Origin of the sequence: Hymenobacter nivis (genome assembly GCF_003149515.1) — a bacterium.
Lineage (GTDB): Bacteria > Bacteroidota > Bacteroidia > Cytophagales > Hymenobacteraceae > Hymenobacter > Hymenobacter nivis.
This window is the reverse complement of sequence record NZ_CP029145.1, coordinates 3,515,370-3,536,665: the sequence shown is the minus strand read 5'-3', so window position 1 is coordinate 3,536,665 and position 21,296 is coordinate 3,515,370. Positions and strand designations below refer to the sequence as shown.

The following is a 21,296-nucleotide window of genomic DNA, read 5'->3' as shown; positions in this document are numbered from 1 at the left end:
CCGGTAAATCCGTGGTTCAGACAGATTACCTCATTGTGGGCGGCGGCGCGGCGGGCCTCAGCCTGGCCTACCACCTCAGCCAGGAGCCGCGGCTAGCCGATAAAACCGTGCTGCTCATCGAGCCCGAGGCCAAGGACCAGAACGACCGCACCTGGTCGTTCTGGACGGCCGAGCCGCACCCCTTCGAGGCCATCGTGGCGCACGAGTGGCACCGCATTGCGTTCCGCAGCCCGGGTTTTGAGCGGGTTATCGGCCTGGGGCCCTACCGCTACCAAATGATTCGGGGGCTGGATTTTTACACCTTCGTGCGCCAGGCCCTGGCCACCAACCCGCGCTTCACGCTGCAACGCGGCACCGTGGACGAGTTGGCTAACACGCCCACCGGGGTGCGCGCCCGCGGCAGCGCCGGCACCGCCACGGCCCGCTTCGGCTTCGACAGCCGCCCGCCCGCCGTGGTGCAAAACCCCGCCAAGCACCGCTACCTGTTGCAGCACTTCGTGGGTTGGGAGGTGGAAACAGACACCGACGCGTTCGACCCCAGCGTAGTGGAATTCATGGACTTCCGGGGGCCCCAGCACCACGAGGCGCGGTTCATCTACGTGCTGCCGTTTGGCCCGCGCCGGGCCCTGGTCGAGTACACGCTGTTCTCGGAAACCCCGCTGCCTAAGGCCGAATACGAAGCCCATATTACTGATTACTTGCAGCATACGCTGGGGCTGGCCGCGGGCCAGTACCGCGTGATAGCCGAAGAAGCCGGCGCCATCCCGATGACCGACCACCCGCTGCCGGCCCGCGTGGGGGCCCACATCGTTAACCTGGGCACGCGCGGCGGGCGGGCCAAGCCCAGCACGGGCTACGCATTCCGGCGCATCCAGGCGCACTCGGCGCGGCTGGTGGCCGCCCTGGCCGCCACCGGCCACCTGCCCGCCGACGCCACCGGCGACCGTTGGCAATTCCGGCTTTTCGATACGCTGCTGCTCGACATCATGCAGCGCCAGGGCGAAACTACGCGCGACATTTTCCGGCAGCTATTCGCCCGCAATTCGGTGGACCGCATCTTCCGGTTTCTGGACGAAACCACCAGCTGGGCCGACAACCTGCGGGTGATGAATTCGGTGGCCCCGGGGCCCTTTATGCGCTCCATCGGGCACGTGCTGCGCGGCCGGCCAGGCAAAAAAAGGCAGGAATAGGGCCCCGGGTTTCTGGCGAAACCCGGGGCCCTATTCCTGCCTTTTTTTGAATTTTTAGTTCACTTAATACTCGTCCTCGTTGAACATGAAGTCCTCCTTAGTGGGGTAGTCGGGCCACACCTCCTCGATGCTCTCATAGGGCTGGCCGTCGTCTTCCAGGCCCTGGAGGTTTTCTACCACTTCCATGGGCGCGCCCGAGCGGATGGAAAAGTCAATCAATTCGTCTTTGGTGGCGGGCCAAGGGGCGTCTTCCAGGTAGGAGGCCAGTTCGAGGGTCCAGTACATAGTAAAAAAAAAATAAAGAGTTGAGCGAAGGTAGGCGCTAAGACCGAATAAGTACGGCAATAGGTTCGCGCTCCCGCCAACGTAAACCGGCTTCAAAGGTTAAGCCATTTTACCGGCCTGCTGGTCAAAAAGCACAATTAAATCGTTTTTGGTGCGCACTTTTCGCTCCAGCGAGCGAATTTTGGTTTGCAGCAGCTGCCGGAACGCCTCGTTGGCGGGCGTGGCGGCCAGGTTGTCGAAGTTGCCGCGTAGCGTTTCCAGCTCCTCAGCGTCAGTTTTAAGCAGCTCGCGCAGGGCGGCGGCCCGCAACTGGGCGCGGCCGCCGGGGGCCCCACCCTCGGGCAGCGGGCGCTTGCGCAAATGGTACTCCAAAGCGCTCAGCTCAAACACCTTGTCGCAGGCCAGCATGAAGCGCTGCCAGATGCGGTCCGACTCTTCGCCGCGCACCGTGCCGACCTGCTTCCACTCGGTTTGCAGGTTTTTGGCCTGCTGAATGGCTTCCTGCGGGGGCACGGCCAGCAGGGCTTCGGCGCGCTCGGCCAGGGAGCGCTTGCGGGCCAGCAGCTCCTCGGGCAAGCCGGGAGCCCCGGCGTGGGGCCCCGCGGCGCGCTGGGCCTCCGCGTGCTGCTTGAGGCGCTCGAAAAAGTAGTTGTTGGCCCCGCGAAAGCGCGCCCACAGCTCGGCAGCCTGCTTCTTGGGCAGGCTGCCGCCTACTTCGCGCCAAGTTTGCTGGAGTAGTTTGAGCTGGCGCGAGGCCCCCTCAAACTGCGTCGATTCGCGGAGCTGCTCGGCTTGTAGCACTAGGTCGCGGTAGCGGTTCATGACGCGGTTGGCCATGGCCTTTTTATCGGCCTGGAAGGCCCGGCGGCGGTCGAAAAAAGCCTGAAGGGCGGCCTGGAAGCGCGCCTCCAGCTCGTCGGCCAGGGGCTTGTCCACGGGCCCGGTTTTGAGCCAGCCCTGGCGTAGGTCCTTCACCTTTTCGCTGGCCGACACCCACTCCACGCTCTCGCGCAGGGCCTCGGCCTCCTCTACGAAACCGATTTTGGTGGCCAGGTTTTTCTCGCGGTTGCGGGCCACGCCCACGCCCACGGCCGCCTCGGCGGCCTCCAGTTGTAGGCGCAGGGCAGCAAAGTCGCCCAGCGCGTCGTAGGCCAGGGTTTGCTCCTTCAGGTGCAGCACCTTCATCAGGAAAGAGCCCTGGTTGTCGCTGGCCGCCATGCGGTCCAGCAGCTCGTCGACTTTGGCCCGGAAGGCCTCGAAGCGGCGGGCGAAGTAAGTGAGGGCGTCGGCGTCCGACTCCTTCACCAGGCCCACGCGGCGGGCGGGCTGGCCCAGCACGGGGCGCAGCCACACTTCGCCGTCGGCCACGTAGCCGAAGCGCTGCGCAGCAGCCAGCAAGTGGTCGGTTGGTTCCATAAGAAAAGTACAGGCAGGAATTTGAGGCAATAAGAAGGGCAGTGGCCACCCGAAACGGCCAGAAATTACAAGTTTACGCGAAAACGGCCACGCGGGAAACAGAACCTGCCCCGGACGCGGGGCCCCGGGCGGGCCAGTTTCCCGAGCGGGCTGCCGTTCTTTGTTTTTTTCCGTCCCACACCCCATCCCTACGCCTTTTCCCATGAGCGACCAGACCATCATCTTCAGCATGGCCGGCGTGAGTAAAATTTACCCGCCGCAAAAGCAAGTTCTCAAAAATATCTACCTCTCGTTTTTCTACGGGGCCAAAATTGGCGTGCTCGGCCTCAACGGCTCGGGCAAATCGAGCCTCTTAAAAATCATTGCCGGCGTCGACAAACAGTTTCAGGGCGAGGTGGTGTTTTCGCCCGGCTACTCGGTGGGCTACCTGGAGCAGGAGCCCCAGCTCGACCCCACCAAAACGGTGCGCGAGATTGTGGAGGAAGGCGTGGGCGAAACCGTGGCCCTGCTGCGCGAATACGACGAAATCAACGAGGCCTTCGGGGCCGAAGACGCCGATTTTGACAAGCTGCTGGAGCGGCAAGGCACCGTGCAGGAGCGGCTGGACCAGCTCGACGCCTGGAACCTCGACGCCCGCCTGGAGCGCGCCATGGACGCCCTGCGCACCCCGCCGCAGGAGGCCATCGTCGGCACCCTTTCGGGGGGCGAAAAGCGCCGCGTGGCCCTGTGCCGCCTGCTGCTGCGCGAGCCCGACGTGCTGCTGCTCGACGAGCCCACCAACCACCTCGACGCCGAGAGCGTGCTGTGGCTGGAGCAGCACTTGCAGCAGTACAAAGGCACCGTGATTGCCGTGACCCACGACCGCTACTTCCTCGACAACGTGGCGGGCTGGATTCTGGAGCTGGACCGCGGCGTGGGCATTCCGTGGAAGGGCAACTACAGCAGCTGGCTGGAGCAGAAAACCGACCGCATGGCTAAGGAGGAAAACTCGGAAAGCAAGCGTGCCAAAACCTTGCAGCGCGAGCTGGACTGGGTACGGATGTCGCCCAAAGCCCGCCAGAGCAAGGGCAAGGCCCGCCTGGCCAACTACGACAAGCTGGCCAGCGAGGAAGCCAAGGACAAGGAGCAGAAACTGGAGCTATTCATCCCGGACGGCCCGCGCCTGGGGGCCCAGGTGATTGAGGCCGCGGGCCTGCGCAAGGCCTTTGGCGACAAGCTGCTGTTCGAGAACCTGAGCTTCTCGCTGCCCCAGGGCGGCATCGTGGGCATTATCGGGCCCAACGGCGCGGGCAAAACCACGCTCTTCCGGATGATAACGGACCAGCTGCAGCCCGACGCGGGCACGTTTGAGGTGGGCCCCACGGTGCTTACCGCTTACATCGACCAGCAACACGACTCACTCGACGGCAGCAAGTCGGTGTTCGACACCATCACGGGCGGCACCGAAACCATGCTGCTGGCCGGCCGTCCGGTGAACTCACGGGCCTACGTGAGCAAGTTCAACTTCGGCGGCGGCGACCAGGAGAAGAAGGTCGGCACACTAAGCGGCGGCGAGAAGAACCGCGTGCACCTGGCCATGACGCTCAAGCAGGGCGCCAACCTGCTACTACTCGACGAGCCCACCAACGACCTGGACGTGAACGCTATTAGGGCCCTGGAGGACGCGCTGGAAAACTTTGCCGGCTGCGCCGTCATCATCAGCCACGACCGCTGGTTTCTGGACCGGCTGGCCACCCACATCCTGGCCTTCGAGGGCGACTCGGAAGTGGTGTGGTTCGAGGGCAACTTCACCGACTACGAGGAAGCCAAGCGGAAAAGATTAGGGGACGTGGAGCCCAAGCGCGTGCGCTACAAGAAGCTGGGGTAGGGCCCCGGGGCCCCTGGCTTACCAACGCAACAGCGCGGACCGGCCCGGTTCGCGCTATTTTTTCGCTATGCGCCGAGGAACGGGCAGATGCTTATTTTTCCGTTGTATCTAGTTGAACTTCAACAAGCTTAATGCCAGCCGGGTTGTTGGCGCCGAACACTATTTTGAAGAGCCGCGGCGCGGGAGCAGCGGGGGGCCCGTTCTCCTGGGCTCGCGCTTTCAAGCCTATCACGCTGGGCAAGATACCGCCGAGGGCCGTGATGAGGTCGGGCACCTTTGAATCGGTAGCGCCCCCAAACTGGGTGAGCAACCCGCTCTCGGTGAGGGCCGCCGTGACGTTGACGGTGCCGAGCCCGCCGTGCCGCTGGATGACGTAGGTCTGGGCCGGGTCGGGCAGGTACACCACCTGGTAGGCCGCCGTGGCAGCAGTTTCTCCAGGGGTGCTCACCGAACTCACCAGCAGGTAGGGGGCCGAGCGGCAGTAGCGCAGGCCTTCGGTGGTGGTATCTGCGGCGTCGATTTTTTTGATTCGGTAGCCGGCGCAGCTGCTGAACCCGCACCAGCCAACGGCGGCGAGCAGGAAGAGAACGCACTTTCTCATGGCGGCAAAATATTGAGGGTGAGAAGAAACGACGTCGCTAGGGGGGGGCTAAGTGGCTACTTGCTGCCCGCGCGGGGCCCCTGCGTAGACACGGGCGGAGCAAGCCGGGGGCGGGGGCCCTACGCCGGCACCAGCAGCGCCGCAAACCGGTCGGCCACGCGGCCGAAGCCTTTGGGGGTGGGGTGCAGCTCGTTGGCCCACCAGGTGCGGTAGGGCCCGTCGGTGGGCAGGGTGCCGCGCAGGTCCACGTACTGCACATGGGCGTACTCGGGCCGGGCCACCACTTCGGCCAGCATCACATTGAAGGCGTCGATGAGCTGCCGGGCCAGGGCTTTGCGCTGCGCCAAGTCGTGGTAGCCCTTCTGCTCGAAGCCGGGGGCCAGCCACGGGCCGGGCAAGGGGCCCCAGCCGCCCCAGAAGCCCCGGCCGTCGGGCACGGGGTAGTCGTAGCCGTGCAGCAGGATGGGCAGCGGCTGGCCCATGCGCGCCACGCAGATCTGCGTCACGGTATCCAGAATGTTGACGTAGGCCGCTTGCAGCCGCTCTTCGATGAGGCCCCGGACGATGGTTTGGTTCAGGCCCGGCGCCGTCGATTCGGCGTGGTTTAGTAGCACGTGGAAGTCGGAGCCGGCCACATCGTTGCCCCCGCCCGACAGCAGGATGGCCCGCGGCAGCACCCCACGCCGCAGCAGCACGTTTTCCAGGGTGCGGGCGAAGGCCTGGAGCTGGCCGCCCTCGTAGGCCATGGCCTCCACGGGGTCGCCCCGGTGCGCCACCGATTCGACCTCGAACCCGTGCTGGTCTTCGAGCTGCTTCAGAATGTCGGTTCCCGGGTAGTCGAACCACGAATCGCCCTCGGCCACCAGGATGCCGGCGCTGGGCAGGCCCCCGTAGGCGGCGACGAACGCCTGCGCTGTGGACGTCAGCGCGGGGGCAGCGGCCCGTGCTGCCAGGCGCGCACCGGCTGTTTGGGAGGCGCGCTTTTTCAGCACGGCCTGCCGGGTTTGCAGGGCCTGGTCGCGAAGCGCCAGCACCTGCTGGACCTGATCGGTAGCACTTTTGAGGGCGGCGGCTCGCGCTTTTTTCGCTAGCATGGTGCGTTGAGGAAAATTTAAACTCTTTTTGCCCAGCCAGGGCCCCGGCGCCCCAGCTTGAGGCCGTAACACCAGCGGTTCAAGTGAAATATTCTGTAAGGCAATACTTTATACCAATTTCCAGGCCTCGCGGTTGCTAATCGTCAGGCCACCATGCCCGCGCGCAGGGCCCAGGCCACCAGCCCTACCAGCGTGCGGGCCCCCGATTTCTGGAGCAGGGCGCGGCGGTGGCTCTCCACGGTGCGCACGCTCAGGTAGAGGTGGCCGGCAATTTCCTGGTTGCAGTAGTCGTCCACTACCAGGCGCAGCACTTCCAGCTCGCGAGGGCTGAAGGCGGTGGCCACGGCGGGGGCCCGGGCCGGGCGCGTGGTAGCCGGCGGCGCGGCCTCGTCAGCCAGCCAGGGGGCCAGGGCGGCGGCCAGGGCCTGGGGCAGCACGTGGCGGGGCAGCACCAGCGGCGGGCCGGGCCCCGCGTGCCCGGCGAGCGGGGCGGCTGGGCGGGCATCGGCCAGCACTAGCAGGCGCTGGGCGGGGCGCACTTGGCGCACCTGGGCCAGCAGGCGGGGCAGCACCGGCCCGGGCAGGCTGCCGCCGTCGAGCACCAGCGCGCCGAAGGGGCGGCGGGCCACCAGCGCGGCCACCTGGGTGGCATCGGCGGTGAGGGTGAGCAGCAGCTGGGGCCAGCGCTGGCGCAACAGCCCCAGCAGACCCTGCCGGAACAAACTAGGCGCGGCCACGAGCAGAACCGCCGGAGGAGAAGCCGTCATCGCAAAGGCAAAAGGGTGGCGGGGCGGCCGCCGCGCGGACCAACCGGCAACGCTTGGGCTCCCACGGGGTGGAAAGATGCCCCAAGCTACTCAATATATATTATACAAACTATATTAAGTAGCATTTATCCCCGCTGCCTGAGCTTGGCCCCGCTTATTTGCCAGCGCTGGGCACCTGCCAGATTTCGGTGTCCGGCGGCACCGCGGCCAGAGCCCCCAGGTCGAGCAGCAGGCCGTAGGAGGCCACGCCGGCGCGCTCGATTTCCTCCACCGTGGCGGTGCCGGCGGCGGTACCCCCCCCTGGTAGGCGGGCCTCGACGGGCAAGGCCGTGTGCAGGACGTGGGCACGCAGGGCCTCGTCGGGGCCGGCGGGCAGGGCCAGCAGGCCCAGGCCGGGCACGGCCCAGACGGTGGCTACGCGCAGCAATAGCGTGGGAGAGTCGCTCATACCCGGCCTTAACGGGCGCTGGGGCCCAGGTGTTGGCCCACGCAAAAGCCCCGGCCCTGCTGCGCAGAACCGGGGCTTACCAGAGGCGAAACCAGCCGCAGAAACTAGCGGCGGCGCATGAAAATCATCACGTAGTAGAGCAGCGTGGCCAGCGAGCTGATGGCGGCTACCACATAAGTCATGGCGGCCCACCAGAGGGCATCTTTGGCCATGGCGTGCTCCTGTACGGTCACCACGCCGCGCTTGTCCATCCAGGCCAGGGCCCGGCGCGAGGCGTCGAACTCGACGGGCAACGTCACGAACGAGAACAAAGTAGTGAGCGAGAAAAGGGCGATGCCCAAGCCCAGCGGAATCACGGTGCGGTTCAGCATGAAAATACCGGCCAGCAAAATCCAGGGCATGTAGCGCGACACGGCGCTGAGGGCCGGCACCATGGCCGAGCGGAACTGGAGCATCGAATAGGCCGTGGCGTGCTGCACGGCGTGGCCGCACTCGTGGGCGGCCACGGCGGCGGCGGCGGCGCTGCGCTCGGCGTACACGCCTTCGCTCAGGTTCACGGTTTTGGTGGCCGGGTTGTAGTGGTCGGTAAGGCTACCGTCGGTGCTGATAATGCGCACGTCGGTAATGCCGTGGTCGGCCAGCATTAGCTCGGCAATCTGGGCCCCGGTGAGGCCCGATTGCAGGCCCACCTGGGCGTACTTTTTGAACTTGCTACGCAGGCGCCACTGAATACCCCAGCTCACGAGCATCAACAGAATTACGAGGAAATACATGGCAAAAAGGAATTAGGGAAACAAAATTTTGGGGCCCCGGGGCCCCGGGCAACAGTGCAAATTAAGGATCAGACCAGCTAGGCGCCGCTTCGCACCTTCTCGACAATGCGTGAGGTGCTGTAGCCCGGCACCAGGGGGACGGTGCGGACCTGCCCGCCGTTATTTAACACAAAATCGTGGCCCACAATTCCGTCAATACTATAATCGTCGCCCTTTACCAGCACGTCGGGCCGCACGGCCTCGATAAGGGCCAGGGGCGTGGGCTCGCCGAAGAGCACCACCGCATCGACGAAGGCCAGGCTGGCCAGGATGCGGGCCCGGGCCTGCTCGTCTTGCAGCGGCCGGCCGGGCTTGAGGCGGCTCACCGAGGCGTCGGTGTTCAGGCCCACCACCAGGGCTCCGCCCAGGTGCCGGGCCTGCTCCAGGTAGTCGACGTGCCCGAGGTGTAGCAAATCGAAGCAACCGTTGGTGAACACAATGGGCCGGCCAGCGGCGCGCCACGCGGCCAGCTGGGCCCGTAGTTGACCCAGGGTCAGGATTTTATCTTTCGTCCACATGAGAGTGTCGTTTTTAAACGTCATGCTGAGCGCAGCCGAAGCATCTCTCCCGCGCCGGCAATCATAATTAGTTGAGCAGGAGAGATGCTTCGGCTGCGCTCAGCATGACGGTTCCTACTTGTATTCAGGGGCCCCTGGCTACTTGGCCCGGATGGCCTCCACGGGGTCGAGGTTGGCGGCGATGATGGCGGGCACGATGCCGGCCAGGATGCCGATGCCCACCGACACGAGCAGGCCCAACGCCACGTTGCCGCTAGAGAGGAACAGCGGCAAATAATCCTGCGGCACCAGCGTGATGAACCAGACCAGCAGGATGCCCAGCCCGCCGCCGATGAGACAGAGAAACACGGCCTCGAACAAGAACTGGAAGAGGATGAAGAAGTTCTGGGCCCCCAGCGACTTCTGGATGCCGATGATGCTGGTGCGCTCGCGCACCGACACGAACATGATGTTGGCAATGCCGAAGCCGCCCACCAGGATGGCAAACGAGCCGATGACGGCCCCCGCAATGCCAATGATGTCGAAAAGCTTGCCGATGGCCGAGGCAATCATTTCGGGGCGGTTCAGGGCGAAGTTGTCCTCCTGCTTGGGCTTGAGGCCGCGGATGTTACGCATCACGCCCTCCATCTCGTACTCCAGGTTCAGCAGGCCGGGGTCATCGTCGCGGCCCTTCACGCCGAGCGACGGGCTGGGGCCCCCCATGCCGGTGGCGCTCAGGGCAAACAGCTTGGCGAAGGCCCCGTACGGAATCAGGCAGTTGGCGTCGTTGCTGGGCGTGTCGAGCATGTTTTTACCCTCCTTTTTCATCACCCCGATGACAATGAACTTGGCGCCGCGCACCTTGAACTCCTGGCCCAGGGCGTGGCCCTGCGGGTAGAGGTTTTCGGCAATGGTGGCCCCGAGGATGGCCACGGGCCGGGCGTCGGCCATTTCCTGGGGCGTGAAGTAGCGGCCGTCTTCCACGGGCACGTTGCTGATGGCGCGATACTCGTAGCTCACGCCCTGCAGAGCGCAGTCGGCCACGGAGTTGGCCCCGGCCTTGAGGATGTTGCCGCCGTTGGCCACGAAAATGGCCACGCCCTTATTGTTGGGGCCCAGGCGCTTTTGCAGCTCCCGAAACTCGCGCTCGGTGGGCACGGGCCGGTTGAAGTATTTCCACCAGGGCCGGTTGGCGTCGAACTTCCAGGGCCACTTGCCCACGTAAATCACCTTGTCGCCGATGAAGTCCATGCTGTGGCGCACGTTGGCCTCCAGCGAATCGACGACGGCGAACACGGCGATGATGGCAAAGATGCCAACCGTGACGCCCAGCAGCGAGAGCACCGTGCGCAGCACGTTGCCCCGCAGGGCGTCCCAGGCAAAACGGATACTTTCGAAGGTGAGGCGCAGGGCGAGCATGGGGTAAAGGTAGCGCGGGCGCGAATTGCAAGCCGCGTGAACGGGCCCCCGGGGCGGGCGGCGGGCTTTTCGCCGGCCACCCGCCAATCATTGCCACCGCTGCTTTGTTCCTTAATGCATAGTACGACCCCGGGCACCGGTTGCTTGCGGAGCCCTGTTTGTTCCAGCAATTAGCGGGCAGCCAGCGAAAAGCTGGCCGCCCGCCCCGGGGGCCCAGCGCCGCTGCTTCCAAAAAAAGCCGTACTTTTGCGTTCCCAAATTTCGTTAACTTCCCCCTAATACTGCCCGGATGGCCATGAAATTGCATGAGTTCAAGTTTGAACTCCCCCAGGAGCTGGTTGCTACGCACCCGGCCCGCAACCGCGACGACAGCCGCCTGATGGTGTTGCACCGCGCCACCGGCACCATCGAGCACCGCGGCTTCAAAGATATTCTCGACTACTTCACCGAAGGCGACACCTTCGTGCTCAACGACACCAAGGTTTTTCCGGCCCGCATGTACGGCAACAAGGAAAAGACCGGCGCCACGATTGAGGTGTTTTTGCTGCGTGAGCTGAACAAGGAGCTGCGCCTGTGGGACGTGCTGGTGGACCCGGCCCGGAAAATCCGCGTTGGCAACAAGCTGTACTTTGGCGAGAGCGACATGGTGGCCGAGGTCATCGACAATACCACTTCGCGCGGCCGCACCATCAAGTTTTTGTTTGATGGCTCAGACGAGGATTTCCGTAAGGCGCTGCACGAGCTGGGCGAAACGCCCATTCCGAAGGAGACGCTGCAACGCGAGACCGAGCCCGCCGACAAGGAGCGTTACCAGACCATTTATGCCGAGAACATCGGCGCGGTGGCCGTGCCCGCGGCCGGCCTGCACTTCACCCGCGAGGTGATGAAGCGCATGGAAATTAAGGGCATCGAAACGGCGGCCGTGACGCTGCACGTGGGCCTGGGCACCTTCCGCACGGTGGACGTGGAGGACCTGACCAAGCACAAAACGGACTCGGAGAATTTCATCGTGGGCCCCGAGGCCTGCGCCATCGTCAACAAAGCGCTGGACGCCAAGAAGCGCGTGTGCGCCATCGGCACCACCACGCTGCGGGCCATGGAGTCGTCGGTGTCGGCCAACGCCCGCATGAAGCCCACCCAGGGCTGGAACGACCGGTTCATCTTCCCGCCCTACGAGTTCAAAATTGCCAACTGCCTGCTCACCAACATGCACCTGCCGGAGAGCACGCTCGTCATGATTACGGCCGCCTTCGCCGGCTACCCGCTGCTGATGGAAGCCTACAAGGAAGCCATCAAGGAGAAGTACCGCTTCTTCAGCTACGGCGACGCCATGCTGATTTTGTAAGTGTAAATTGTGAATGAGTGAAGGCTCGGCTGTGTTTGCGGCCGGGCCTTTTCTTTTGTAGCGCGGACTCTGGCTGCGCTGACCTTCGGTTGTAGTCCGCGGCTTTCGCTTCGTCCTGCCGATAATTGTTCAGGAGCTATTTTGATTAACACCAGTACGGTGTAGAGACGCGTCTTTGCGTCTCCGGTTTGAACAACTTGTCCGAAAATCGTTCAAGCCGGAGACGCCAGGATGCGTCTCTACACCGTTTCAAGAGCCAAAAAGTTAAACCAAACAGCTTCTTAGCGACCGTTTAAGCACGCGAACTGCAACCGAAAGCCAGCGCAGCCGAAGTCCGCACCATTACCCGTTGGCGCCTCAAATCGCACATTACCTTGGCTCATTCACTCATTTACTCATTCACTCATTCACCACCGCCGCGCTACGCCATCATCGTGGCCGGAGGCACGGGCACGCGCATGGGCGCGGGCCTGCCCAAGCAGTTTCTGCTGCTGCGGGGGGCCCCGGTGCTGCTGCACACGCTGCGCCGCTTTGCCGAGCCAGCGCTGGCCGTGGCCGAAATCATCGTGGTGCTGCCCGCCGACCAGCTGGCCACCTGGCGGGCCCTGTGCGCGGCGCATAGCGTGGCCATTCCGCACCGGCTGGTAGCAGGGGGCCCCACGCGCTGGGCCTCGGTGAAGGCCGGCCTGGGGGCCCTGGCCGGCCACGCCGAGGGCCTGGTGGCCGTGCACGACGGCGTGCGCCCGCTGGTGAGCACCGCCGTGGTGGCGCGCACCTACGCCGCCGCCGCGCAGCACGCCGCCGCCGCCGCCGCCGTGGCCCCCAAAGATTCGGTGCGCACCCTGTCACAGCACGGCTCGTCGGCTCTCAACCGCAGCCGCCTGCGCCTGATGCAGACGCCCCAAACCTTTGAAATTGACCTGCTGCGCCGCGCCTACGCCATGCCCGAGCTACCCACCTTCACCGACGACGCCAGCGTGGTGGACGACCTCTGCCGCGTGGAGCTGGTGGAGGGCGACTACCGCAACCTGAAAATCACGACCCCGGAAGATTTACTGGTAGCCGAAGCTTTATTAAATATGGAGGTGTGAGTTGAATGTAGAAATGTGGAAGGACGAGACGGTACATTTCCGCTCGTTTTGTGTCCGCAGCTTCACTTCCATACTTCCCAATATTTACACATCTTCCACATTGCCAAATCTTTCACATTAATAAAATGACTTATACCCGCCTGCTCTACGACGTGCGCCCCGACGGCGTGGCCACCATCACCCTCAACCGGCCCGAGGTGTTCAACGCCTTCGACGATGCGCTGAGCTACGAGCTGCAAGACGCCTGGAAGCAGGTGGCGCGCGACGGCGCCGTGCGGGCCGTGGTGCTGACCGGCGCCGGCCGCGCCTTCTGCTCGGGGCAGGATTTGAAGGCGGCCAAGGAGGCCGAGGCTGCCGAAGGCAAGCCCCGCTCCTTCCACGAATCGCTGAACCAGCGCTACAACCCCATCATCCGGGCCATGCGGGGGCTGCCCAAGCCCATCATCGGGCGGCTGAACGGGGTGGCGGCGGGCGCTGGCTGCTCGCTGGCCCTGGCCTGCGACGCGCTGGTGGCCAGCACCGAAGCCTCTCTGATTGAAGTGTTTATCAACATCGGGCTGGTGCCCGACTCGGGTTCTTCGTGGTTTCTGCCGCGGCTAGTGGGCACGCTCAAGGCGTTTGAGTTGTGCGCGCTGGGCGCGAAAGTGCCGGCCGAGGAAGCGCTGCGCCTGGGCCTGGTGAACCAGGTAGTAGCCCCGGACCAGCTCGACGCGGCCACCTACGCCCTGGCCACACGCTACGCCGGGGCCCCTACCCGCAGCATCGGCCTGCTCAAGCAAATGCTGAACAAGGCCGCCACCGCCACCCTCGACGAGGTACTGGACTACGAAGCGCATTGCCAGGAACTTGCGGGCGCCACGGCCGACTACCGCGAGGGCGTGGCCGCGTTCGCCGAAAAACGCAAACCCGTCTTTACGGGGCAATAAAAAAGCGGCCGGGGCCCCCAGTTTGGCGTATAAGTGGGGCCGGCCGTGGCGGTATTGCCGCGGCTTTTTCCCCCGCCCCATGCTTTTCCCGACTACTCTTTGGCACCGGCTGCCGCTGCTGGCCCTGGCGGGCCTGCTGGGCTGCTCCTCCAATTCTAATTCCGCCGACGCGCCCGTGGCCGCCGCCCGGGCTCAGAACGAGGAGAAAATCAAGGGCGCCGACATCACCCGCAAGCAGCTGGCCGATGCCGACTTCCTGGTGAAAACCGCCAGCAACGGCCTGCTGGAGCAGGAGCTGGCCAAGCTAGCCCAGGCCAGGGCCTCCACCGTGGCCCTGCGCGCCTACGGCCCGCGCCTGCTGCAGAGCCGCCTCGACGCGCTGGGGGCCCTGCGCACGCTAGCCGCCGCCAAGCAGCTGGCCGTGCCCGCCGACATGGGCAAGAACGAGCAAACCGCCTACCACGAGGTGGCCAAACTGGTGGGCCCGGCCCTGGACAAGCAGCTCCTCGAAACCGTGGTGAGGGCCCTGAAGAAGGACCGCGACGCCTTTGGCGACATGGAAAAGCAGGCGTATGACGGCGACATTCGCGCCTTTGCCGCCCGGTACGGCCAGCCCGTGCGCGACCAGCTGGCCGCCGCCGAAGCCACCCAAGAGGCAATCGAAAAATAAGCTCAACCGTTTGATAAAAAGTTTATTACGCCAACCCATACGCGGCGTTAGCGTATGACAGGCACTTATTTTTCTCCTTCTTTCTTTCCCCATGAACCGTTCGCTCCTGCCCGCCCTCGCCGCCGGTCTGCTCGCCTTCAGCGCTTGCAACAGCGCCGATAAATCGGCCACCGCCAGCCAGCCTGCCACCACGCCGCCCGCCGAAAATGCCGCTCCGCCGATGGCCTCCACCACCGCCGCGGCCCCGATGGCCCCGGTGACCGATTCCGAGTTCATCACCAAGGTTGACGAAGGCGGCCACAACGAGATGGGCCTGAGCAAGGTAGTGCTGATGAAAAACCCGTCGCCCACCGCAAAAGCTTACGCCGATAAAATGATTGCCGACCACACCAAGGCCGGTGCCGAGCTGGCGCCCATCGCCAAAGCGCACGGCGTGAAGCTGATGGGCATGATGGACGCCGAGCACCAAACCATCCGCGAGGCCATGCTGAAAATGTCGGGCCCCGACCTGGAGAAAAAGTACATGGACCAGATGGTGGCCGACCACGACAAGACGGTGGCCCTGTTCCAAAGCGAAATTACCAACGGCAAAGAAGCTGACGTGAAGGGTTTTGCCACCAAAACGCTGCCGACCATCCAGCAGCACGACAGTATGGCCAAGGCCGACGACAAAATGAAAATGTAAGCAGCCTATCGTGCCGCTTTCCCGAGCCGCTACCCAATGGGCAGCGGCTTTTTTGCGGGCCAATGTCCCGCGGGGGCCCTACTTTAGCCCATCTGCTTGCCCCCGCTTATGGCCCATCCCGCTACCGCCCTGCACCACCACGACCGCACCGAGTTCCAATTGGAGCGGTTGATTCTGTTCACCGACGCCGTGTTTGCCATCGCCATCACGCTGCTGGCCATTGAGATAAAGCTCCCGGAAATGGAAGGCCGGCCCACCGATGCCCAGATTTGGGAGCAGCTGGTTCGGCTAATTCCCAAGTTCATCGGCTTCCTGACGGGGTTTGCCGTCATTGCCCTCTACTGGATGGCGCACCACCGAATTTTTCGGTTTATGCGCAACTACAATCCCAAAATATTGTGGCTCAACATCTTGTTTTTACTTTTTATTGTGCTGATGCCGTTCTCGTCGGGCCTTTTCAGCTCGTATGCCACGGTGAAGGCCCCGTTTACCGTCTACGCCGTCAACATCGTGCTGGCGGCCGTGGCGCAGGTGTGGCTGATGCGCTACCTCGCCAACCCGGCCCACGGCCTTATTTACCCAGCCGACGCCACGCACCCCGACATGGACTGGTGGCGGCCCCTAGTGCCGGCCGCCGGCTTCGTGCTCACGCTGGTGGTCATGCAGTTCGTCCCGCCCAATAGCTGGCTGACGTTTTTCACGCCGTTTTTACTATTGCTTACCATTCCCCTGTCGAAGCTGTACCAGCGCCGCTACCGCCGGCTGCTGGCCCGGCACGAGGCGCTGCACGCCCCGGTGGGGGACCCGGCGCCCGCCGCCTAACCGGGCCCCTAGCCGGATACCCGGCAGTTCTCAATGTCACGACGGCGCGCCCGGAAACGCAGTTTTTACAAAGAAGAAATGAGTTTCTTGATTCGGCGGGTATTAGCTGTGTATACTCTACCCTACTAAAAATCGGGCATAAAAACGGGAAGGCCCGACCTTTGGAGTTCCTCAACTACCAAATGCGCTCCTTCCCGTGAAGCAACGCCTCGTGGTCAAAATTACGACCCTTTTACATTCGGTCCCGCTGGTGCGGAACCTGGCCCGCAAAAAGTTCGTGGCCCGCTTCGTGCTCGGCCTCTTTAAAAGCCGAAATGTGCAATTCTGCGAGGTGGCGCAGCACCTCAACGACGGCGTGAAACTGGCCTCGAACGAGACGCGCATCCAAGACTTTTTCCGCGAAGCCGACCTGGATTACGTCGCCTTGGCCGTGTTGCTCGTCGGCCTCTTGCCGGGCACGGGCAAGCTGCGCCTGTGCATCGACCGCACGGAGTGGGACTTCGGCCGCTGCCAGGTCAACATCCTGCTCGTGACGGTGGGCCGGGGCGATTGCCACTGGCCCTTGTGCTGGGAGTTGCTCGACAACCGCAGCGGCAACTCCGGCACCGCCGACCGCACGGCGCTGCTGGATTTTTGCCTGCGGGTGCTGGGCCCCGACCGCGTGGGGCTGGTAGTGGGCGACCGCGAGTTTGTGGGCCATGCCTGGTTCAAATACCTCAAAGACAAGGGCATATTGTTCGTCATGCGTCTGCCCAAGCACCACCTGCTCACCGACCCCCAAGGCCGTCGTCACGCCGTGGCCGACTGGGGCCTGCGGCCAGGCCAGTGCCGCCAGTTGCCCGTGTGCCAAGTCGACGGGGTTTGGGGCGGGGCGCAGGTCACGGCCTTGGCCGGGGGCGAGTACCTCTTCCTCTTCGGCACGGCCAACCCGGCTTTTTTGGGCCAGTTCTATCGCAAGCGCTGGACGATTGAGGCTTGTTTCCAGAACCTGAAAGGGCGGGGCTTTGCCTTGCGGGCCACGCACCTGCGTTGCCGGGACAAACTCAAAAAACTCGTGGGCCTGGTGAGTTTGGCCTACGCGCTTTGCGTGAGCGTGGGCACCCGCCTGCACGAAAAAGTGCAACCCATCCCCCAGAAGAACAACGGCTACAAACGCGCCAGTTTTGGCCGCCACGGCCTCAACGCCCTGCGCCAGTACACGCGGCCCGGCCGCAGCACCGACCCGGTATTTACCGCCAACATGAATGCTGTGTTCCGATGGATTATCAATCAACTAACTCATTATAAAGTAACTAAAATAGTAGGGTAGAGTAAGCTGTGTATCATCAGCATACGCCAGCAGCAGTTGCGGCACTCGTTTTTTGTCTTGCCTAGCTATTTATTCGCGTAGGCAACACGTTTGAGTCAGCAGATTGGCCCCAACACTGGAGCTTCCATCACCGCGTAGCATTTGACAGATTCAACCATGCGGTACCGCAATTTTTTTATCAGGATAATGGCTCAAAAAGTTTTTTGCCCTACTTGGGAACGGTTACCCAGCAACTACAAAGCGGTGACAGTATTAGCAAAAATCCGAATATGTCTCAACTCTACGTTATTCGGGATAGTACTAATTATCAATCAACTACGCAGTGGAATTGGAACGAAGCAATTCACGACTTTGAGTCTGCTGGTCGCTTCCGTTCTAAACGTTGATTACGCGCACTTGCTAGTGCGCAGTTCCTTGGCTAGTAAGCGGTTAGTACTCTGCTAGAGCATGGCCAGGGTCACAGTGCTGTTGCCTCCAGGGCTGGTATCGGCGATGCGGCCGGCTGTTACCGGCCATCTTTCAGCCGGGTTACCGCTTCTTCGAAGTCTTCGGCGCGCAGGTACAGTATTTTGACTTTGCCTTCGCGGCGCTTACCCAGACCGGTTAACGAAAACTACCAATTTTATTAATAATTGGTAGCTTTCGTTAACCGGTCTGTGAACTCTTCAAAACTATTAACCAGTGCGCCGGGGCCCCTGGGGCCCTACGCCTCCGCGTACTTGCTCGTCTTTAGCTCCTCGGCCAAGAAGCGGCTGGTGTGGCCCTTGCCGCTCTTGGCCACCTGCTCGGGGGTGCCCTGGGCCACGATGCTGCCGCCGCCCCCGCCGCCCTCGGGCCCGATGTCAATCACGTGGTCGGCCACTTTGATCAGGTCCAGATTGTGCTCGATGATGAGGACGGTGTTGCCCTTGTCGGCCAGCTTCTGGAGCACGGCGGCGAGGTGGTTGATGTCCTCGAAGTGCAGGCCGGTGGTGGGCTCGTCCAAGATGTAAAACGTCTTACCGGTGTCCTTTTTGCCCAGCTCGGTGGCCAGCTTCACGCGCTGGGCCTCGCCACCGCTGAGGGTGGTGGCCTGCTGGCCCAGGGTAAGGTAGCCGAGGCCCACTTCGTTGAGGGTCTTGATTTTACGCAGAATGCGGGGCTGGAACTCGAAAAAGTCCACCGCCTTTTCCACCGTCATGTCGAGGATATCGGTGATGGACTTGCCCTTGAAGCGCACCTCCAGCGTTTCGCGGTTGTAGCGGCGGCCCTTGCAGGTTTCGCAGGGCACGTGCACATCGGGCAGGAAGTTCATCTCGATGGTGCGGATGCCGGCGCCCTCGCAGGTTTCGCAGCGCCCGCCCTTCACGTTGAACGAGAAGCGCCCGGGCCCATAGCCGCGGATTTTGGCCTCCGGCATCTCAGCAAACAGGGCCCTGATTTCGGTCATCACCCCGGTGTAAGTTGCTGGATTAGAGCGCGGCGTGCGGCCGATGGGCGACTGGTCCACCTCAATCACCTTATCCAATAATTCCAGGCCCTCGATGCTGCCGTAAGCAAGTGGCTCGCGCTTGGCGTTGAAGAAATACTCGTTCAGAATCGGGTACAGCGTGTCGTGGATGAGCGTCGACTTGCCCGAGCCCGATACGCCCGTGACGGCCGTGAGCTTGCCCAGCGGCACCTTCAGGGTCACGTTTTTGAGGTTGTTGCCCCGGGCCCCTTTCAGCACCAGCTCGGTGCCTTCGCCCTTGCGCTTTTTCTTTTGCAGCTCGATGTGCTTCTGCCCGCTGAGGTACTGCGAGGTGAGCGAGCCGGAGCCCAGAATCTCCTGTGGGGTGCCGTGGGCCACGATGTGCCCGCCGTGGATGCCCGCCCCGGGCCCGATGTCGAGCACGTAGTCGGCGTGCAGGATCATGTCCTTGTCGTGCTCCACCACAATCACCGAGTTGCCGATGTCGCGCAGGTGCTGCAACGCCTTGATCAAGCGCTCGTTGTCGCGCTGGTGCAGGCCAATACTGGGCTCGTCCATGATGTAGAGCACGCCCACGAGCTGGGTACCAATCTGGGTGGCGAGGCGGATGCGCTGGCTCTCGCCGCCGCTGAGCGTGCGCACCGGGCGGTGCAGGTTCAGGTAGTCCAGGCCCACTTCGAGCAGGAAGCCGATGCGCTTGCGGATTTCCTTGAGCAGCTCGCGGGCAATTACGTTCTGGCGCTCGCTCAGGCGGTCTTCCACGCCTTCAAACCAAGCGGCCAGCTCTGTCAGGTCCATCGTGGATAGCTCGCCGATGTGCTGGCCGGCCAGCTTGAAGTGCAGGCTTTCCTTCTTGAGGCGGTAGCCGTGGCACTCGGGGCATGGCTGGGCCTGGGCGTACTGGGCAATCCACTCGCGGATGTTGTCCGACTCCGAGTCCATCTGCCGACGAAGGAACGGGATGAGCCCCTCGAACGGCTCGGTGTACACGCTCTTGCGGTCGTCGGCCTCGTCCTCCGAAATTCCGTGCAGCAAGCGCTGCAACAGCTCCTCGGGCAGCTTTTCGAGGGGCGTATTCAGGGTGGCCTTGTGCTTTTTGAGGATGAGCTGGAGCTGCTGGAAAATCCAGATGTCGCGGTACTCGCCCAGCGGCGCAATGCCGCCGCGGCTGATGCTGAGCTTGCGGTCGGGCAGTACAGCGTCCTCCGTAATCTCCTGCACCTCGCCCAGGCCGTGGCAGGTGGGGCAGGCGCCGTAGGGCGAGTTGAAGCTGAACGTGTTGGGCGCCGGGTCGTCGTAGGCGATGCCGGTGGCGGGGTCCATCAGAAAGCGCGAGAAGAACTGCGGCTTGCCCTTCTCGGCCTTGCTTTCGCCCTTGGCATCGGGGTCAAGTACGAGCATGGTGCCCTTGCCGTGCGTCAGCGCGTTCTGCACCGAGCCCGAGAGGCGGAACCGGTCCTCTTCCTTAACAATCAGCCGGTCGATGACGATTTCGATGTCGTGGATTTTGTAGCGGTCCACCTGCATCTTGGCCGTGATGTCGAGCAGCTCGCCGTCGACGCGCACCTTGGTGAAGCCCAGCTTGGCAATCTTCTGGAAATCTTCGCGGTAATGGCCCTTGCGGCCCTTCACCACGGGCGCCAGCACGACCAGCTTTTTGCCGTCGTAGTGCCGCAGGATGTAATTGATGATCTGGTCGTCGCTCTGCCGGATCATCTTCGCGCCGGTGGCGTAGCTGAAGGCCTCGGCCGTGCGGGCGTAGAGCAGGCGCAGGAAATCGTAGATTTCGGTGATGGTGCCCACCGTGGAGCGCGGATTGCGCGAGGTGGTTTTCTGCTCGATGCTGATAACCGGCGAGAGGCCCTCAATCTTGTCTACGTCGGGCCGCTCCAGGCCCCCCATGAAGGAGCGGGCGTAGGCCGAAAACGTTTCCATGTAGCGCCGCTGCCCCTCGGCGTAAATCGTGTCGAAGGCCAAACTGCTTTTGCCCGAGCCCGAAATGCCCGTGAACACCACCAGCCGGTTGCGCGGAATCTGCACGCTCACGTTTTTGAGGTTGTGCTCGCGCGCGCCATACACTTCGATGAACGGGGCGTCGAAGGGGCGCGGCGCGGGCAGCCCCGTGGCCCCCCCCGCCGGGGCCCCCACGGGCGGCAGGGTTTCGGGCGTTTGGTGCTGCATGGCCACCGCCAGGCCGGCGGCGCTGGGCTGGCTGCCCGGGGCCCCGGCGGCATCGGTGGTAGCGCCTTCTAGTTTCTTTTTCAACGAGGTAGCCGCCACTTTGGGAGCTGGGGCAACGGAAGTAGCCGGTTTTTTTTTGGCCATGCGGAAAAGCAGCGGAATAAGTCCGCAAAAGTACGGGAAACGCCGCTTGGTGGCGGGGGTTTACGGCAAAACCCCGCCGCCCGCGGGGCGCAGAGGCACAACCCCAAACCGGGGGCATTTGTGCCCGCAAATTTTTGGGCCCCCGGCACGCCGGGGTTTCGGGCCTGTTGGCCGACTGTTTGACCCGCTCCTGCACGCGGCCGGGTAACTTGGCATTTGCCTTGCATTCATTGGGCATGCGCCAGCGTTTGCGCCCTGCCCCTCGCCTTTTTTCTCC

Annotated in this window: 19 protein-coding genes; 9 read left to right on the top strand and 10 right to left on the bottom strand. The window is 63.4% G+C overall.

What is annotated here, in order from left to right:
* Positions 1 to 11 precede the first annotated feature (11 nt).
* On the top strand, positions 12 to 1,190 hold the full coding sequence (locus DDQ68_RS15640) for a lycopene cyclase family protein (RefSeq protein ID WP_162550155.1): 1,179 nt from the start codon (positions 12 to 14) through the stop codon (positions 1,188 to 1,190).
* A 63-nt stretch (positions 1,191 to 1,253) separates the two neighbouring features.
* Here the strand turns inward: DDQ68_RS15640 and DDQ68_RS15635 are convergent, their stop codons facing one another.
* Together DDQ68_RS15635 and DDQ68_RS15630 are read right to left on the bottom strand one after the other, a co-directional pair.
* Positions 1,254 to 1,475, bottom strand: a complete 222-nt coding sequence (locus DDQ68_RS15635) for a DUF2795 domain-containing protein (RefSeq protein WP_068238128.1) — start codon at positions 1,473 to 1,475, stop codon at positions 1,254 to 1,256.
* 99 nt (positions 1,476 to 1,574) lie between these two features.
* Positions 1,575 to 2,891, bottom strand: a complete 1,317-nt coding sequence (locus DDQ68_RS15630) for a DUF349 domain-containing protein (RefSeq protein WP_109657137.1) — start codon at positions 2,889 to 2,891, stop codon at positions 1,575 to 1,577.
* A 202-nt stretch (positions 2,892 to 3,093) separates the two neighbouring features.
* Between DDQ68_RS15630 and ettA the strand changes: the two genes are divergently transcribed.
* Positions 3,094 to 4,758: an energy-dependent translational throttle protein EttA gene (gene ettA / locus DDQ68_RS15625; protein WP_109657136.1), complete on the top strand. Its 1,665-nt coding sequence runs from the start codon at positions 3,094 to 3,096 to the stop codon at positions 4,756 to 4,758.
* A gap of 91 nt (positions 4,759 to 4,849) precedes the next feature.
* Here ettA and DDQ68_RS15620 read toward each other — a convergent pair whose 3' ends face one another.
* The 7 genes from DDQ68_RS15620 to DDQ68_RS15590 form a co-directional block, all read right to left on the bottom strand.
* Complete coding sequence (locus DDQ68_RS15620) at positions 4,850 to 5,359, bottom strand: hypothetical protein (RefSeq protein WP_109657135.1); 510 nt, start codon at positions 5,357 to 5,359, stop codon at positions 4,850 to 4,852.
* 119 nt (positions 5,360 to 5,478) lie between these two features.
* Positions 5,479 to 6,453 (bottom strand): SGNH/GDSL hydrolase family protein, encoded by a 975-nt coding sequence (locus DDQ68_RS15615; protein WP_109657134.1) that lies wholly within the window; start codon positions 6,451 to 6,453, stop codon positions 5,479 to 5,481.
* Between the two features lie 143 nt (positions 6,454 to 6,596).
* A complete protein-coding gene (locus DDQ68_RS15610) occupies positions 6,597 to 7,220 on the bottom strand; it encodes a LuxR C-terminal-related transcriptional regulator (RefSeq protein ID WP_162550154.1) in 624 nt (207 codons plus the stop codon).
* Between the two features lie 154 nt (positions 7,221 to 7,374).
* A complete protein-coding gene (locus DDQ68_RS15605) occupies positions 7,375 to 7,668 on the bottom strand; it encodes a hypothetical protein (protein WP_109657132.1) in 294 nt (97 codons plus the stop codon).
* Between the two features lie 104 nt (positions 7,669 to 7,772).
* On the bottom strand, positions 7,773 to 8,441 hold the full coding sequence (locus tag DDQ68_RS15600; RefSeq protein ID WP_109657131.1) for a zinc metallopeptidase: 669 nt from the start codon (positions 8,439 to 8,441) through the stop codon (positions 7,773 to 7,775).
* A 77-nt stretch (positions 8,442 to 8,518) separates the two neighbouring features.
* On the bottom strand, positions 8,519 to 8,998 hold the full coding sequence (gene rfaE2, locus DDQ68_RS15595; RefSeq protein WP_109658464.1) for a D-glycero-beta-D-manno-heptose 1-phosphate adenylyltransferase: 480 nt from the start codon (positions 8,996 to 8,998) through the stop codon (positions 8,519 to 8,521).
* A 138-nt stretch (positions 8,999 to 9,136) separates the two neighbouring features.
* Positions 9,137 to 10,396, bottom strand: coding sequence for an ABC transporter permease (locus DDQ68_RS15590; protein ID WP_109657130.1), 1,260 nt, complete (start codon positions 10,394 to 10,396; stop codon positions 9,137 to 9,139).
* Positions 10,397 to 10,691: 295 nt separating this feature from the next.
* On the opposite strand from DDQ68_RS15590, the gene queA reads away from it, so the two are divergent.
* The 7 genes from queA (at position 10,692) to DDQ68_RS15555 (ending at position 17,244) form a co-directional block, all read left to right on the top strand.
* Positions 10,692 to 11,741 carry a tRNA preQ1(34) S-adenosylmethionine ribosyltransferase-isomerase QueA gene (gene queA, locus DDQ68_RS15585; protein ID WP_109658463.1) on the top strand — a complete coding sequence of 350 codons (1,050 nt, stop codon included), beginning with the start codon at positions 10,692 to 10,694 and terminating at the stop codon, positions 11,739 to 11,741.
* A gap of 374 nt (positions 11,742 to 12,115) precedes the next feature.
* A complete protein-coding gene (locus DDQ68_RS15580) occupies positions 12,116 to 12,832 on the top strand; it encodes a 2-C-methyl-D-erythritol 4-phosphate cytidylyltransferase (protein WP_245897069.1) in 717 nt (238 codons plus the stop codon).
* Positions 12,833 to 12,957: 125 nt separating this feature from the next.
* A complete protein-coding gene (locus DDQ68_RS15575) occupies positions 12,958 to 13,758 on the top strand; it encodes an enoyl-CoA hydratase-related protein (protein ID WP_109657129.1) in 801 nt (266 codons plus the stop codon).
* 79 nt (positions 13,759 to 13,837) lie between these two features.
* A complete protein-coding gene (locus DDQ68_RS15570) occupies positions 13,838 to 14,428 on the top strand; it encodes a DUF4142 domain-containing protein (protein WP_109657128.1) in 591 nt (196 codons plus the stop codon).
* A gap of 91 nt (positions 14,429 to 14,519) precedes the next feature.
* Positions 14,520 to 15,113 carry a DUF4142 domain-containing protein gene (locus DDQ68_RS15565; protein WP_109657127.1) on the top strand — a complete coding sequence of 198 codons (594 nt, stop codon included), beginning with the start codon at positions 14,520 to 14,522 and terminating at the stop codon, positions 15,111 to 15,113.
* A gap of 108 nt (positions 15,114 to 15,221) precedes the next feature.
* The gene (locus DDQ68_RS15560) at positions 15,222 to 15,935 is read left to right on the top strand and encodes a TMEM175 family protein (protein WP_109657126.1); all 714 of its coding nucleotides are present in this window, start codon (positions 15,222 to 15,224) and stop codon (positions 15,933 to 15,935) included.
* A 196-nt stretch (positions 15,936 to 16,131) separates the two neighbouring features.
* Positions 16,132 to 17,244: a transposase gene (locus DDQ68_RS15555; protein WP_109656069.1), complete on the top strand. Its 1,113-nt coding sequence runs from the start codon at positions 16,132 to 16,134 to the stop codon at positions 17,242 to 17,244.
* A gap of 703 nt (positions 17,245 to 17,947) precedes the next feature.
* On the opposite strand, the gene uvrA is transcribed toward DDQ68_RS15555, so the two are convergent.
* The gene (gene uvrA, locus DDQ68_RS15550) at positions 17,948 to 21,019 is read right to left on the bottom strand and encodes an excinuclease ABC subunit UvrA (RefSeq protein WP_245897068.1); all 3,072 of its coding nucleotides are present in this window, start codon (positions 21,017 to 21,019) and stop codon (positions 17,948 to 17,950) included.
* Positions 21,020 to 21,296: the final 277 nt, after the last annotated feature.